This window comes from uncultured Thiothrix sp. (genome assembly GCF_937876535.1).
Lineage (GTDB): Bacteria > Pseudomonadota > Gammaproteobacteria > Thiotrichales > Thiotrichaceae > Thiolinea.
In genome coordinates this window covers 236,967-251,879 of sequence record NZ_CALFHZ010000019.1, presented here as the reverse complement: position 1 = coordinate 251,879, position 14,913 = coordinate 236,967, and the positions used below count along the sequence as shown (strand labels likewise).

Sequence of the window (14,913 nt, the reverse complement as noted above, 5' to 3'; positions counted from 1 at the left end):
TAGACTTAGGCACTTTCTAATCAAGGATGCTCCCCTATGAGTACTGAAACACAAAGTATAAGTGCTGAGAGTTCACGCAAGACAGCCCGACTCTTCTATTATGGTAATATGCTGGCAGGTTTGCTGCCTGTGCCATTTTTTGCCTTATGGTTTGGTGGTTCAATCTTGGTTTATGCGATGTTACGCCACCACCCCAATCCGCGGGTTGGTTACTACACCCAGTTAGGTGCGTATAACTATTATGCTCTAGCAGGAGCCTATGTAGTCATACTCACTTTTGCTCCTGGGGATTTCTTTGTAAATTGGTGGTGGGCAGTTTGGATTTTCTCAGCACTGGCATTGGTTCCATTTGCTGTCAAGCAGATATTAAAAATTAATCGTGAGACTTGGCATGATATTAAAATTGAGAAGTGAGGGTTGAGTGTGACTGAATTACGCCATAACTGGAAGCTCGAAGAGATCCAAGCTTTATTTGCCTTGCCTTTCAATGATTTGATGTTCAAAGCCCATCAGATTCATCGGCAAAATTTCACGGTTAATCAAGTGCAAATTAGCACACTTTTGAGTATTAAAACGGGTGCTTGCCCTGAAGATTGTAGTTATTGCTCACAAAGTGCGCGCTACGATACTGATTTACAAACCGAGCGTTTGATGCCCTTGAATGAGGTGATTGCCGCAGCTAAAACGGCTCAAGCCAATGGGGCAACTCGTTTTTGCATGGGGGCTGCTTGGCGTAATCCGACGGATAAGAATTTAGAGCGAGTGATCGAAATGGTCAGCTCAGTGAAAGATTTAGGAATGGAAACTTGCGTGACCTTAGGCATGCTTACGGATCGTCAAGCACAGCGTTTAAAGCATGCGGGTTTAGATTACTACAATCATAACCTAGATACTTCACCCGAATTTTACGGGCAAGTCATCACCACTCGCACTTATCAAGATCGTTTAGATACTTTAGAGTATGTGCGCAATGCCGGTATTAATGTATGTAGCGGTGGTATTTTGGGCATGGGTGAGTCGGAGCGTGATCGTGCGCGCCTCTTGCAACAATTAGCAAACATGAAGCAACATCCTGAGTCGGTACCGATTAATGATTTAGTCCGGATTGAAGGCACACCGTTAGCTGCGAATGATAAATTAGATTCCTTAGACTTTATTCGGACGATTGCTGTGGCACGCATTCTGATGCCGAAATCCTATGTACGTTTATCCGCAGGCCGCACCGAAATGAGTGATGAAACCCAAGCTTGGTGCTTCTTTGCAGGGGCAAACTCGATGTTCTATGGTGATCGCTTGTTGACAACCGATAATCCTGATGAAAACCATGATATGCAACTGTTTGCGCGTTTAGGTATCCAACCAGAACGCTCTGCTCCAGTGGAAGCAGCAGTTTGCCAAACTTGTCAGGCCTAAGCGCTGAGTAGGGAGTGAGTGATGCGTTATCCCCAAACCTTTGATGTCATTGTAATCGGTGGTGGTCATGCGGGTACCGAAGCGGCCTTAGCAACAGCACGCATGGGGCAACGCACGCTATTACTTACTCACAATATCGAAACGATTGGTCAAATGAGCTGTAATCCTGCCATTGGTGGGATTGGGAAAGGGCATTTAGTTAAGGAAGTCGACGCACTGGGCGGTGCGATGGCGCATGCTGCGGATCGAGGTGGTATTCAATTTCGTATTCTAAATTCTAGCAAAGGCCCTGCAGTCCGTGCTACTCGCGCTCAAGCGGATCGCGTGCGCTACAAAGCAGCGATTCGCACGATTGTCGAAAATCAACCTAATCTGCAAATCTTCCAACAAGCCGCTGATGATTTAATTGTGGAAGGTGAGCAGGTTGTGGGCGTAGTTACCCAAATGGGGGTGAGCTTCAGTGCCCGAGCCGTTGTGTTGACGACCGGCACGTTTTTAGGTGGCAAGATTCATATTGGTTTAGAAAATCATTCCGGCGGGCGGGCAGGTGATCCGCCCTCCATCGCTTTAGCTCAAAGGCTACGAGAATTGCCCTTCCGAGTGGATCGCTTAAAAACGGGTACACCACCACGGATTGATGCGCGCACGATTGATTTTTCTAAGCTGCAAGCCCAGCCGGGGGATACACCCACTCCAGTCTTTTCTTTCTTAGGGAAAGCGGAAGAACATCCTGCGCAGATTCCCTGTCATATCACCTACACGAATACACGTACTCACGAAATTATTCGTGGCGGTTTAGATCGCTCACCGATGTATACCGGCGTGATCGAGGGTATTGGTCCGCGCTATTGCCCTTCCATTGAGGATAAAGTGGTGCGCTTTGCGGACAAAGATCGCCACCAAATTTTCCTTGAGCCAGAAGGTTTAGATACGCACGAAATTTACCCGAATGGGATTTCTACGAGTCTGCCGTTTGATGTGCAATATGCCTTAGTGCGTTCAATGGAGGGTATGGAGAATGCTCATATCGTGCGCCCGGGCTATGCGATTGAATACGATTTCTTTGACCCGCGTGATTTAAAACCCAGCTTAGAAACTAAAGCGATTCAAGGTTTATTCTTTGCAGGGCAAATTAATGGTACGACTGGTTATGAAGAGGCCGCTGCACAAGGCTTATTAGCGGGTTTGAATGCTGGTTTGTATGTGCAAGAACGGGAGGCTTGGTATCCACTACGTGATCAGGCTTATTTGGGTGTATTAGTCGATGACCTGATTACACTTGGGACTAAAGAGCCTTATCGGATGTTTACCAGTCGTGCTGAGCATCGCTTGCTGCTGCGGGAAGATAATGCGGATTTACGCCTGACTGAACAAGGGCGGGAACTTGGCTTAGTCGATGATGAGCGTTGGGCTGCCTTCTGCACTAAGCGCGAAGCGATTGAACGAGAGCAACAACGCTTACGCACCACGGTGTTACACCCAAGCAGTTTGAGTGCTCAGGATACCGAACGTGTCTTTGGTGATGCCTTAGCACGTGACTATAAACTGTATGATTTGCTACGCCGCCCTAACGTGACTTATGCGAATCTGACTAGTTTAGAGGCGGTAGGTTCTGAGGTGACTGATCCTGCTGTGGCTGAACAAGTAGAAATTCAGTGTAAATACGCAGGTTATATTGAGCGCCAGCAGGATGAAATTGATAAGCAACGTCGGCACGAAGAAACACGCTTGCCCCCCGATTTTGATTACAACAAAGTCAGTGGCTTATCAAATGAAGTGCGCCAAAAGCTGCTAGCGCAACGTCCAGCTAGTATTGGTCAAGCTTCGCGCATTCCCGGAGTCACACCGGCTGCTATTTCACTCTTATTAGTGCATTTAAAAAAGCAATCTTTAGCCTCTATGCGTGAGAGCGCCTAATGAGCGTACTTTGGCTGGGTGTACCTGCTGAGTTAGGTTTGGACTTGAGCGCGCAACAGGAGCAGCAGCTCCGGACTTATTTAGACTTATTGCAGCGTTGGAATAAGGTTTATAACCTCACTGCGGTGCGTGATCCGGCGCAGATGTTGCCACTGCATCTATGGGATAGCCTAGCCGTTGTACCTTTTATTCAGGCGGAGCATTGTTTAGATGTGGGAAGTGGTGCGGGGTTGCCGGGGATTCCTTTAGCGATTTTGCGTCCCACTCAAACATTTACTTTGTTAGACACCAATGGTAAAAAAACCCGTTTTATTCAGCAGGCTGCTTTAGAGTTGGGTTTAACTAATCTTAAAGTAGTCCAAGCGCGGGTGGAGCAGTGGCAACCAACCCAGCCGTTTGCTGCTATTATCAGTCGAGCCTTTGCCTCTTTAGCCGATTTTGTTACTGTCAGCGGCATGCATTTAGCAGCTCAGGGCACGCTGTATGCGATGAAAGGTCGCTATCCGGATAGTGAACTTGCAGAGTTGCCCGCAGGCTGGATGTTGGCTCGTAGTCATCCTTTAAGCGTCCCCGGCTTAGAGGCTGAACGTCATTTATTAGAACTTACCCGTACTGCCTAGGCAGTGCTTGATTGAGATAAGCATGAGCAAGGTAATCGCAGTTGCCAACCAAAAAGGTGGGGTTGGTAAAACCACGACGAGTGTTAACTTAGCCGCATCGTTAGCTGCTATGCAGCGCAAAGTCCTGTTGATTGATATGGATCCACAAGGCAATGCCACCACAGGCATGGGCTTAGAAAAGCATAATCAGCTTGTGTCCATTAATGATGTGTTGCTCGGCAAAGCCCAAGTCCATGAAATCCTCAAATTCATTCCTGAATTAAAGCTCTCTATGCTCCCCGGTACGCCCGATCTGACTGTAGCTGAAGTGGAATTGATGCAACAGGATCGGCGTGAATATCGCTTACGGGATGTGATTAAGCCCTTACGTGAGCAATTTGATTTCATTTTTATCGACTGCCCACCTTCACTCAATATGCTGACAGTGAATGCTTTAGTAGCTGCAGATAGTGTATTAATCCCCATGCAGTGCGAGTATTTTGCTTTGGAGGGTTTGAGTGCCTTAGTCAATACGATTGATGAGATTAAAAGTACCGCTAACCCTGAACTACAAATGATGGGTTTAGTTCGTACCATGTTTGATCCACGTAGCAATTTAGCGCGTGATGTGTCAGATCAATTGCAAAGCCACTTTAAAGATAAAGTCTATAACACGTCTATTCCACGCAATGTGCGTTTGGCTGAAGCTCCTAGCCACGGTTTGCCAGTATTGGAGTACGATAAAAACTCGCGTGGAGCTTTAGCTTACTTAGCACTAGCAGCTGAAATGTTGCGGCGTAATAGCTCGGTGCTGCCGCAAGAGACTGCATCATGGTAAAAAAGCCAGGTTTAGGGCGGGGTTTAGACGTACTTTTGAGTTCAGCACGTAAGTCTAGCCCACCAGAAGATGAGGTGGTCTTACAAAAGTTACCGGTCGAGCAAATCCAACCTGGTACTTACCAGCCGCGTAGCCAAATGGATGCACAAGCCTTACAAGAGCTAGCTGATTCGATTAAAGCACAAGGCTTAGTACAGCCAGTTGTGGTAAGACGTTTAAGCCTTGGTGGTTATGAACTGATTGCAGGTGAGCGGCGTTGGCGTGCTGCCCAGTTGGCTGGATTAACGACTATTCCAGCAGTGATTCGGGAAATTCCTGATCAAGCAGCGGCGGCGATGTCCTTGATTGAGAATATTCAGCGCGAAGACCTCAATTCATTAGAAGAGGCTTTAGCTTTACGCCGTTTAATTGATGAATTCGGCTTGACCCATCAACAGACTGCTGAAGCAGTCGGGCGCTCGCGTGCAGCGGTGACTAACTTGCTGCGTTTAATAGAGTTGAGTCCAGAAGTAAAGCAGCTTTTAGAGCAGCGCTTACTGGAAATGGGGCATGCCCGTGCTTTATTGAGCTTAAGTCAAGAAGAGTTACAAGTAAAAATTGCACAGAAAGTTGTACAGCGCCAGTTGTCAGTGCGCGAGACTGAGCGTTTAGTGAAAAATCTTTTGGAAGGGACTCCACCCCGTAAGGAGGTGCTCATTTCCGCTGATGTGCAACGTCTAGAGCGCCAACTGACGGATCAACTGGGTGCACGAGTTGAGATTCGTTATAACAAACGTGGGCGCGGTAAGATGGTGATTGAGTACAATAATTTGGATGAATTAGACGGAATTTTAAGCCATCTTCAGCGTAAGGAAGAGGAATAGTCTTTAGTAGCTGACTATTTAGTTATTTTTTCGTAAGCAGCTAGATTAATTCTTGAAGCGGGCTTGGATTATCTGCATAATACGCGGCTTAGTTTTAGATCGGTTTTGCGGAGAAGACCCTTGCCTAATATAAAGTCAGCGAAAAAGCGCGTTCGCCAGGATGAAAAGCGCCGTATGCATAATAAACACCTGCGTTCACGCATGCGCACTTCTGTTAAGGGCGTTCTGAATGCAATTGCTGCAGGTGATCGTGAGGCTGCTTTGGCAGCTTATCAAGCTGCAGTACCAGTGATTGATTCAACAGCAGACAAAGGCATTATTCATAAGAATAAAGCTGCTCGTTTTAAAAGTCGCTTGAATGCCCACATTCGCGCGCTGCAAGCACCGGCTGCAGCCTAATAACTCGCGTGTGTAAGAATAGTTCTCAAGGCCGGTTTGGAAACAAACCGGCCTTTTTGTATTGAGGTTGGTATGCTTAAAGTCGGCCTAACCGGCGGTATAGGTTGTGGCAAAAGTAGTGCAGTTGCTATTTTTAGGTCTTTAGGTGTATCTATTATCGATGCGGATCGAATTGCCCGCGAGGTCGTGCAAAAAGGCGAACTTGCTTTAGCACAAGTTGCAGCTGTTTTTGGAGCTGAGGCCATCACTGCAGAAGGTGAGCTGGATAGGGCTTGGATGCGGGCACAGATCTTTAAAGATCCTGCAGCACGCACGCAATTGGAAAGTATTTTGCATCCTATTATTCATGCGCGAATTGGACAAGCGATGCAGTCCGCGTTTGAATTGGGTGCTGCTTATGTGATTGTCGATGTACCCTTACTAGTTGAGCAGGGCTACCAAAGTTTGTTTGATCGTATTGTCGTCGTTGATTGTCTACCAAGTCAGCAATTGGAACGTGTACGAACGCGTGATCAGACTGCAGATAGCCAAACTGAGCAGATTATGCAAGTACAGGCTTCACGTGATTTAAGGCTGCAAGCTGCAAGTGATATATTAGATAATACTTCAAGTAAAGAAGTGCTGGAACTCCAAGTCAACCAACTTCATAAGAAATTTCTCGGTCCCTCCAGTGGTTAATTTGCCGTTTAGGCAGGTTTATTTTAGTATTTAACGTTAATCTTATTGAGTTGTGCTTATGACCATTTACGAACAACCGCTAAATGAAAAGATCAGGCTTTTCCTGCGGCTAGAGTTTTTGGTTAAACGTTTTCGTTACCATTTGGCACAGGCTAATCAAGCAGACACTCTAGCTGCTTTAGATATTTTGCTTGATCTCTATAATTTGGTTGCGCGTGTTGACCTGAAAAGCGATGTGATTAAAGAATTGGATCGTGTGGCGCAATCAGTGCGCCGCGATTTTAATGTACAAGATCAGCAAGAGGCGACTTTAGCGACCCTCAATCAGCACGCGAATGAGCTATACCATCTACGTGGTGCTTTAGGCCAGCACTTACGCTCACATATTTTCTTCAGCAGTTTAAGGCAACGGACTTCTTTACCTGGTGGGATTAATGGAGTGGATATTCCGCTCTTAAATCAATGGCAGGAGCAAGAAGCTGAAGTAAGGGTAGCCGACTTAATTAATTGGGGTCAGCCCTTTGTCACAACAGCAGATGCCATTTCCTATATGTTGAATCTAATGCGCAATTACTGCGATGGTGAAGAATACACAGCGCGTGACGGATTTTTTCAAATGTCTTTGGGTTTAACCAAGGCCTATCAGTTATTACAATTAGAATTACCCGCTAATAAAAATATTTACCCTGAAATTAGTTCAGGGAAACAAAGGTTCTCTCTACGTTTTGTAGAGGTTGATATGTTATCGGAACGCGGAAAACAATTACCGGATGATGTTACCTTCCGCTTAAAACTATGTGCGTTTTAGAGAGAGGCACAAACTTATGGACGAACAAACACGCTTAGAAGTGGAAGCAGCCGCATGGCGTAAATTAGTTGAACATTTTCAAAAGCGCACGGATGTGCAAAATATTGATTTAATGAACCTAGCAGGTTTCTGCCGCAACTGTATGTCAAAATGGTATGCAGGGGCAGCGACGGAACGTGGATTTGAGCTAGCTTATGAGCAAGTGCGTGAACTGGTCTATGGCATGCCTTATGCCGAATTTAAGGATCGCTACCAACGTGAGGCCAGTGCTGAACAACTAGCAGCCTATAATGCGATTCGCCCCGAACAAAAAACTGAATAAGGCAATGCAGTGTGATTTATGGCAAAAAAAGAAACGACTAAGCCAGATTTTGAGAAATCCCTCCAAGAATTAGAATCACTGGTCCAAAAAATGGAAAGTGGCGAATTATCCTTAGAAGAATCCCTCCAAGAATTTGAGCGCGGTGTGCAATTAACTCGGCAATGCCAAGAAGCGTTAACCGCAGCCGAGCAACGAGTAAAGCTTTTAGCTGCGGATGGTAGTCAAACTGATTTTAAAGAGGATAAAACTAAGTGAGGGCTGTGAGTCCCGCTTTACAGAATTACCAAGCACGGATTGAATTTGTGTTGCAAGGTGTATTGCCTTCAGCTGAAATTCTACCCATGCGTCTACACGAAGCGATGCGCTATTCAGTGCTGAATGGCGGTAAGCGTATGCGGCCTTTGTTAGTATATGCAACGGGCGAAGCTTTAGGTGTAGCGCCAGAGGCCTTAGATATTCCTGCTGCGGCTATCGAGCTGATTCATGTGTATTCGCTGATTCATGATGATCTACCCGCGATGGATGATGATGTCTTACGACGTGGGAAGCCCACTTGTCATTGTGCATATGATGAAGCAACTGCAATTTTGGCAGGTGACGCCTTACAAGCTTTGGCTTTCCAGTTGATTGCACAAGCGCATGAACATCTAAGTACTGAGCAGCGTCTACGTATGCTACAACAGTTGAGTTTCGCAGCAGGCTCGCGTGGCATGATAGGTGGGCAGGCGATTGATTTAGCCGCCGTAGGTAAGCAGCTCACTGAGCTTGAATTAGAGCAAATGCATATCCATAAAACAGGTGCTTTAATTCGTAGTAGTGTCCTGTTAGCTGCCTATACTGCGGATGATTTACCTGAAAAACAGTTAAATCAACTCGATCATTATGCGAAGTGTTTGGGTTTAGCCTTTCAAGTTCAAGATGATATTCTGGATATAGAAAGTGATACTCAAACTTTAGGTAAAACACGTGGTGCTGATGCAGCAGCGGGTAAGCCCACTTATCCTTCGATCATTGGGATGAGTGCTGCAAAGCGCAAATTAGATGAATTATATTTAGAAGCAGTAGCTGCTTTAGAAGGGTTAAATGCGCCCTTATTATTGGAAATAGCTGAGTTTACCGTAAAGCGTGTTCGGTAAGCCTTGAGCCTAGTCCTACTGCCAGTAGAATTATTAGTATTGAGTGAGGTCGCGCATGCTTGAATCTATCCAGTCTCCGGCTGACTTACGCCGTTTAGACCCTGATGCTTTGCCCGATCTGTGTAAAGAAATCCGTAATTTCTTATTGACCAGCGTCTCTACTGGTGGCGGACATTTCTCTTCTAATCTAGGCACGGTGGAACTCACAGTTGCCTTACATTATGTATTTAATACACCTGCAGACCGCTTAGTTTGGGATGTCGGTCATCAAGCTTATGCACATAAGATTCTCACCGGGCGGCGTGATCTTATGCATAGCATTCGCCAAGAGCATGGCTTAGCGGGTTTTCCTAAACGAAGTGAAAGTTCTTACGATACCTTTGGAGTAGGGCATTCTAGCACCTCGATTGCGGCTGCTTTAGGTATGGCTTTAGCCGCCAAACAAAAAGGTGAGGATTGGCAAGCCATTGCAGTGATTGGTGATGGAGCTATGACCGCAGGTATGGCTTATGAAGCTTTAAATCATGCCGGAGATTTAGACGCTGATTTGCTAGTTGTCTTAAATGACAATGAAATGTCGATTTCACCTAATGTTGGCGCGCTGCGTAAATATCTCACACGACTACTGTCAGGCCCCATGTACTCCAGCATGCGAGAGAATGGCAAAAAGGTCTTATCCAGCAGCAAATCTCTCTCGAAGCTCGCTAAGCTCACTGAAGAGCATATGAAAGGCATGGTCTTGCCCAGTACTTTATTTGAGGAAATGGGTTTTCAATACTATGGACCCATTGACGGCCATGATGTCAGTGAAATGGTCAATGTGATGCACAATTTGCGGCAGATAAAAGGCCCACGCTTATTGCATGTGATTACCCAAAAAGGTAAGGGCTATGAGCTCGCTGAAGATGATCCTTGTACCTATCATGGAGTGACGCCTTTCAATTTAAAAACAGGCCTAGTCTCTGGGAAGAAGGCGGCTACACCGACTTATACTGAAGTATTTAGTAATTGGCTGTGCGATATGGCAGCACTAGATAAGCGTTTAGTCGGGATTACACCGGCAATGCGCGAAGGTTCGGGGCTAGTCAAATTCGCCGAGCAGTATCCAGAGCGTTATTTTGATGTAGGTATTGCAGAGCAACATGCGGTGACTTTGGCTGCAGGCTTAGCCTGTGAAGGCTTAAAGCCAGTCGTAGCAATTTACTCGACCTTTTTACAGCGCGCGTATGATCAGTTGATCCATGATGTAGCGATTCAGAATCTGCCAGTCGTGTTTGCGATTGATCGTGCAGGTTTAGTGGGTGCGGATGGCCCCACACATTCAGGAAATTACGATTTATCTTACCTACGTTGTATTCCGAATATGATTGTGATGGCACCTGCGCATGAAAATGAATGTCGGCAGATGTTATTTACGGCTTTCCAACAACAAGCACCTTGTGCCGTTCGTTATCCGCGTGGTAAAGGCATTGGCATAGTTCCCCAAGCAGAAATGCACGCCTTGGAAATCGGTAAAGGCGAAATCCTGCGCGAAGGTAAATCGGGAATCGCGATTTTATTATTTGGTTCTCTTCTCCATGAAGCCCAACAAGCTGCTGAGAGTTTAGATGCAAGTCTAGTTAATATGCGTTTCGTCAAACCTTTAGATAGTCAGCTGATTCATACTATGGCTAAGACGCATGCTCTACTAGTCACCCTAGAAGATAATGCGGTGCAAGGTGGGGCAGGTAGTGGTGTGAATGAGTGCTTAGCAGCCGCTGGACTGTCAATGCGTGTGCTCAATCTGGGTTTGCCCGATGTTTATGTTGAACACGCTTTGCGTGAGCAGCAATTAGCTGCTTGCGAATTAGATGCGGAAAGCTTAGTTCGACGGATTCGAGCTGTTTATCCCCCTAAAGCTGAAGTCCTACCGAAGCTCGTTGCTGTGCCCCGTCAAGCAGTGCATTGATCGGCCGGTTCAGCGGAATCTTAATCAGAAAATCTGCATCGCTGCATATATACTCCAATGAGAGTTAATGATATGCATGGGCAAATGCTTTTCTTTTTTTAGGAGTTATTATGAAATTTCTTCTGGGTTTCTTTAGCCTTCATTGGCTGCGGGTGTTTGATTTTCTAGCGCCTTTAGCCATTCGTTTACTCTTAGCTCCGATTTTCTGGGTCGATGGTATTAAACGTTTAGGCTTATTCACGGCAGCTGATTTCTTGTGGTACAACCCCTTAACTTGGTGGAATCAAGAAGCGTTTATTGCCGGTGCTGGCGCTATGAATGACACAATTCTAAGTATTTTTGGGGCAACCGGTTCAGCAGTCATTGGTGGTTTAGAAGTAGCCGGTGCTATCTTATTAATTCTAGGCTTTGCTGTGCGCTGGATCGTTTTAGGTTTGTTTGCAGTAGTTGTAGTGTTGGGTTTGCAAGCAGTCGGTGGTTTAACTGGTATTGGGTCTGCGGCTAAGCAATTCTTCTTTGAGCATGGCTATACTACGATTGGTTCTAATCCCTTTGAGCTTTACATCACCTATTTTATCCTGCTGTTGACACTGTTTTTCATGGGCGCAGGGCGGTGGTTTAGTTTGGATTGGTATATCTATCGTAACTTCGCGCGTAAGGTTGAAAATGCTGAAGCGGCGCGCCACGATCCATTTGAAGTGGATGCAACGGACGAGCCAGGTTTACGTACTAGTCGCGTTTAAGTCTTTTCATTAGTTTTTCAGAAAGGCTGCTTTATGCAGCCTTTTTCATTACAAATGACCCTTTATTACCTCTGTGTAGCCTGAGTTCAAACCAGTTGTCTTAAGAACTGAAACGGCAAAGAAACTGCGTATTGTTGTCCTAATTGCTTATTTCTCATGATGAGTATAACCGACTGATCACCGATATATTTCAGTCTAAATCAAGGACAGATAACTATGCGTAACCAAGTTAATAATAGACCAACTCATCTAAATAATACTAACTTCAATAGTTCTTTGAGTTTCAACACTAACTTCACCAATAGCTTTGCAGTGCAAGGTATGGCCGGTACCACTAGCTTTGCGAGTGGTTTTCGTGGGGGTAGTAGTAATCCGATTTTTAATATTCTGCTCAACTTTTTAATTGAAATCCTAAAGCAGTTAGTTGAGCAAATTAATCAGGTACAGAAACCTGAATATCGTAGCGTGGATGGCAGCGGGAATAATGTGCAGAATCCAGATTGGGGTAAACAAGGCAGCACTTTACAACGCTTAACCCCCAAAGATAGTACCCGTGAACCGGGGGGGTCTACTGAGGTCAATCTGCCTAGCACTCGTGAAGTCAGTAATGCAGTATCAGCCCAAACAGACACCACTGCTAATCGTAAAGGCTTAAGTGATATTTTTTGGATATGGGGGCAATTCCTCGATCATGATTTATCCTTTGAGCAGGTCAATAGTAAGCAGAGTATTGATATTGCTGTGCCCACAGGTGATCCCCTCTTTGACCCACAAAGTACGGGTACCGCGACGATTCCCTTAACGCGCAGTAATTCTGTATTAGACGCGAAGGGCGTTACTCAGCAAGCCAATAATTTAACCGCCTATATTGATGGCTCTATGGTCTATGGTTCAGATCAAGCAACGGCAGATTCTTTACGTTCATTTGAAGGTGGTAAGCTCCGTCATAGTGATGGCAATCTATTACCGAAAAATGCCAAAGGTGCTTTCGTTGCGGGGGATGATCGCTTGAATGAAAACCCTGCGTTGACTTCTATGCATACGATTTGGATGCGTGAGCACAACCGGATTGCCGAAGATTTATTGGCTCAACATCCAACTTGGTCAGATGAAAAGATTTATCAAGAAGCGCGCCGTACAGTAGTCGCAGAGATTCAAGCCATCACTTATAACGAATATCTACCAGGGTTATTAGGGGAGGATGGGCTTTCCACGTACCAAGGCTATGACTCTACGCAAAATGCTGGTATCACGAATGAGTTTGCGACCGCGGCTTTCCGTTTTGGTCATACCATGTTGTCTCCAACCTTATTACGTTTAGATGATAATGGTCAGGAAATTGCCCAAGGTAATGTTGCCTTACGTGATGCGTTTAGTAAGCCGGGCTTAGTTGCTGAGGCTGGTATTGAGCCTTTTTTACGTGGTGGTATGTCGCAAACGGCGCAAGCTTTTGATCCTATGGTGATTGATGACGTGCGTAATTTCTTATTCGGCCAGCCGGGAGCGGGTGGTTTGGATCTGGCTGCGATTAATATGCAGCGTGGGCGCGATCATGGGATTGCAGGTTATAACGATGTGCGTGAGTCGTTAGGTTTGTCACGCATTGAAAGCTTTGATGATCCTATCTGGCAAGGTGATTTTGGGCAGAAATTAGCTCAAGTTTATGCTAGCCCGGATGAGGTAGATTTGTGGATAGCAGGTTTATCTGAAAGTCCCACGGGTGATTCTTTAGCAGGTGAGACTTTTACTGCGATCCTAAGCAATCAGTTTGAAGCGTTACGGGATGGCGACCGTTTCTGGTACGAGAATCAATTCTCAGGGCAGCAGCTTAAAGATTTAAATAATCTCACCCTGTCAGAGGTGATTCAGCGCAATACTACTATTAAAGATGTACAAGAGAATGCTTTCTTAGCCTCGAATGTACATTTGCAGAATTAGTTAGTAGTTGCTTAAAAGCAGGGCAGAAACTCTGCCCTGTTTGGATGAGGATTTTATTTTAAGGCATTCAAACCAGCAGTAATCCCCATCAGCGATAAAGGTAAAGTTACTGGGCGTTGATTAGGTGTCGATAAATACGAAAGTGTGGCTGCTTGACCTGTTTGAAATTGCTGCAGGATTTGCGGGCTTAGCTGAAAACTGGCAGTACACCGCTGAACACTACATTTACCTTTGAAACGAGTGACGGGACGCTCATCCAGACTTAAAGTGAAGCCCGCTGGTAAATGAATATTCGGTGGCAATTCAAAAGCCATGCTAGGCACTTTTTGGTTAGGCAGATAGCCAATTACACTAACCATGACTTTTTGCTCACCATCGTGCAGCACTTGCTCTAAATAACAATGTTGAACTTGCTCAGTCACTTGGCAATTACCCCCCCAATCTTGAAAGCGTTTGCCCTGAATATTACCCGCCGCTTGCGTGCTAAAGCTCAAAGCTAAGAGGGAAAACAAGCTAACCTGAATTAGCTTGAGATAAGAGAAGCCCATGTTTTATCTCCTGTTTTTTTATAATGGCTGGGCTAGTCTAACATGCTTTTAAGGTAAAAATGTGATGCTATCAAACGCGTCCATTTCACCCATTTCATTACCAGCTCCATCATATTGCTTGGCACGCCCAACACTGACCTGCACTTTTTTCTTCAAGAAGCTCTTAGGCATAGCAGCCACTTCATTCCAACTATTGCATTGAGGAGCCGTGCATAAAGCCACATGTTCAGTGCCTTGCTCATCTTTTACCGTCAGATAGCAATTATCGCCACATTCATAACCAATAATTGTACCAGTCAGGGTTTTACCTGCTGGTTTAGGGCTTGGGGTAGGTACAGACGGGGTATTTGCAGTTTGTTGAGTAGATGTTGCTGATTTGGCTGGTGGATTAGAGCTAGTTGTAGCTACTGATTGCTGATTCTTGGCGACTAGATTAATCAATTCACTAAGCCGTGAGGTGTAGGCTTTAGTAATGCATGCGCCATTACTCGCACAGGCTTCGCGCGTTTTTAACCAAGTTTGCTGTGCGGTTTTTAAGGCTTTCGCATCAGCACTGCCCGCGACGGCTTTATTAAAGCTTAGTACGAGAATTTCATCTAAGTCTGAGAGGCTAGTGGTGTTGCAAATGGTTTTTTCTGTAGGACTTTTGGCTTTGCTGCAATCGAAACCAGCCGCGTAACTGGTACTGGTAGAGAATAAAGTGGCTAGGATTAGGATAGGGAAGACTTTCATGATGAGTGCTCGCAAGTAGTGATTTTTAAAG

Annotated in this window: 17 protein-coding genes; 15 read left to right on the top strand and 2 right to left on the bottom strand. The window is 45.5% G+C overall.

Going from position 1 to position 14,913, the window contains the following annotated elements; translation table 11 throughout:
• Positions 1-36: 36 nt before the first annotated feature.
• From Q0230_RS11765 to Q0230_RS11695, 15 genes are all read left to right on the top strand, one after another.
• Positions 37-414 (top strand): hypothetical protein, encoded by a 378-nt coding sequence (locus Q0230_RS11765; protein ID WP_298610266.1) that lies wholly within the window; start codon positions 37-39, stop codon positions 412-414.
• A gap of 9 nt (positions 415-423) precedes the next feature.
• Positions 424-1,413, top strand: a complete 990-nt coding sequence (gene bioB, locus Q0230_RS11760; protein WP_298610264.1) for a biotin synthase BioB — start codon at positions 424-426, stop codon at positions 1,411-1,413.
• Positions 1,414-1,434: 21 nt separating this feature from the next.
• A complete protein-coding gene (gene mnmG / locus Q0230_RS11755; RefSeq protein ID WP_298610262.1) occupies positions 1,435-3,330 on the top strand; it encodes a tRNA uridine-5-carboxymethylaminomethyl(34) synthesis enzyme MnmG in 1,896 nt (631 codons plus the stop codon).
• Positions 3,330-3,950, top strand: coding sequence for a 16S rRNA (guanine(527)-N(7))-methyltransferase RsmG (gene rsmG / locus Q0230_RS11750; protein WP_298610261.1), 621 nt, complete (start codon positions 3,330-3,332; stop codon positions 3,948-3,950). The genes mnmG and rsmG overlap by 1 nt, the downstream gene beginning before the upstream one ends.
• Before the next feature lie 22 nt (positions 3,951-3,972).
• Entirely contained in the window at positions 3,973-4,767 is a 795-nt protein-coding gene (locus tag Q0230_RS11745) for a ParA family protein (RefSeq protein WP_298610259.1), read from the top strand.
• The gene (locus Q0230_RS11740; RefSeq protein ID WP_298610334.1) at positions 4,758-5,630 is read left to right on the top strand and encodes a ParB/RepB/Spo0J family partition protein; all 873 of its coding nucleotides are present in this window, start codon (positions 4,758-4,760) and stop codon (positions 5,628-5,630) included. The genes Q0230_RS11745 and Q0230_RS11740 overlap by 10 nt, the downstream gene beginning before the upstream one ends.
• A gap of 120 nt (positions 5,631-5,750) precedes the next feature.
• Positions 5,751-6,029, top strand: a complete 279-nt coding sequence (gene rpsT / locus Q0230_RS11735) for a 30S ribosomal protein S20 (protein WP_298610258.1) — start codon at positions 5,751-5,753, stop codon at positions 6,027-6,029.
• A 72-nt stretch (positions 6,030-6,101) separates the two neighbouring features.
• Positions 6,102-6,707, top strand: a complete 606-nt coding sequence (gene coaE, locus Q0230_RS11730; RefSeq protein WP_298610257.1) for a dephospho-CoA kinase — start codon at positions 6,102-6,104, stop codon at positions 6,705-6,707.
• A 58-nt stretch (positions 6,708-6,765) separates the two neighbouring features.
• Positions 6,766-7,515, top strand: a complete 750-nt coding sequence (gene zapD / locus Q0230_RS11725; RefSeq protein ID WP_298610256.1) for a cell division protein ZapD — start codon at positions 6,766-6,768, stop codon at positions 7,513-7,515.
• 16 nt (positions 7,516-7,531) lie between these two features.
• Positions 7,532-7,837 (top strand): DUF1244 domain-containing protein, encoded by a 306-nt coding sequence (locus Q0230_RS11720; protein ID WP_298610255.1) that lies wholly within the window; start codon positions 7,532-7,534, stop codon positions 7,835-7,837.
• A gap of 18 nt (positions 7,838-7,855) precedes the next feature.
• Positions 7,856-8,092 (top strand): exodeoxyribonuclease VII small subunit, encoded by a 237-nt coding sequence (locus tag Q0230_RS11715; protein WP_298610254.1) that lies wholly within the window; start codon positions 7,856-7,858, stop codon positions 8,090-8,092.
• A 5-nt stretch (positions 8,093-8,097) separates the two neighbouring features.
• Entirely contained in the window at positions 8,098-8,973 is an 876-nt protein-coding gene (locus Q0230_RS11710; RefSeq protein ID WP_298610333.1) for a polyprenyl synthetase family protein, read from the top strand.
• A 55-nt stretch (positions 8,974-9,028) separates the two neighbouring features.
• Entirely contained in the window at positions 9,029-10,921 is a 1,893-nt protein-coding gene (gene dxs / locus Q0230_RS11705; RefSeq protein ID WP_298610252.1) for a 1-deoxy-D-xylulose-5-phosphate synthase, read from the top strand.
• A gap of 110 nt (positions 10,922-11,031) precedes the next feature.
• The gene (locus tag Q0230_RS11700) at positions 11,032-11,664 is read left to right on the top strand and encodes a DoxX family protein (RefSeq protein WP_298610251.1); all 633 of its coding nucleotides are present in this window, start codon (positions 11,032-11,034) and stop codon (positions 11,662-11,664) included.
• Positions 11,665-11,880: 216 nt separating this feature from the next.
• Positions 11,881-13,602 carry a peroxidase family protein gene (locus Q0230_RS11695; protein ID WP_298610250.1) on the top strand — a complete coding sequence of 574 codons (1,722 nt, stop codon included), beginning with the start codon at positions 11,881-11,883 and terminating at the stop codon, positions 13,600-13,602.
• 53 nt (positions 13,603-13,655) lie between these two features.
• Here the strand turns inward: Q0230_RS11695 and Q0230_RS11690 are convergent, their stop codons facing one another.
• Both Q0230_RS11690 and Q0230_RS11685 read right to left on the bottom strand, forming a co-directional pair.
• Positions 13,656-14,150 carry an invasion associated locus B family protein gene (locus tag Q0230_RS11690; RefSeq protein ID WP_298610248.1) on the bottom strand — a complete coding sequence of 165 codons (495 nt, stop codon included), beginning with the start codon at positions 14,148-14,150 and terminating at the stop codon, positions 13,656-13,658.
• A 48-nt stretch (positions 14,151-14,198) separates the two neighbouring features.
• A complete protein-coding gene (locus Q0230_RS11685; protein WP_298610247.1) occupies positions 14,199-14,882 on the bottom strand; it encodes a lysozyme inhibitor LprI family protein in 684 nt (227 codons plus the stop codon).
• Positions 14,883-14,913 lie beyond the last annotated feature (31 nt).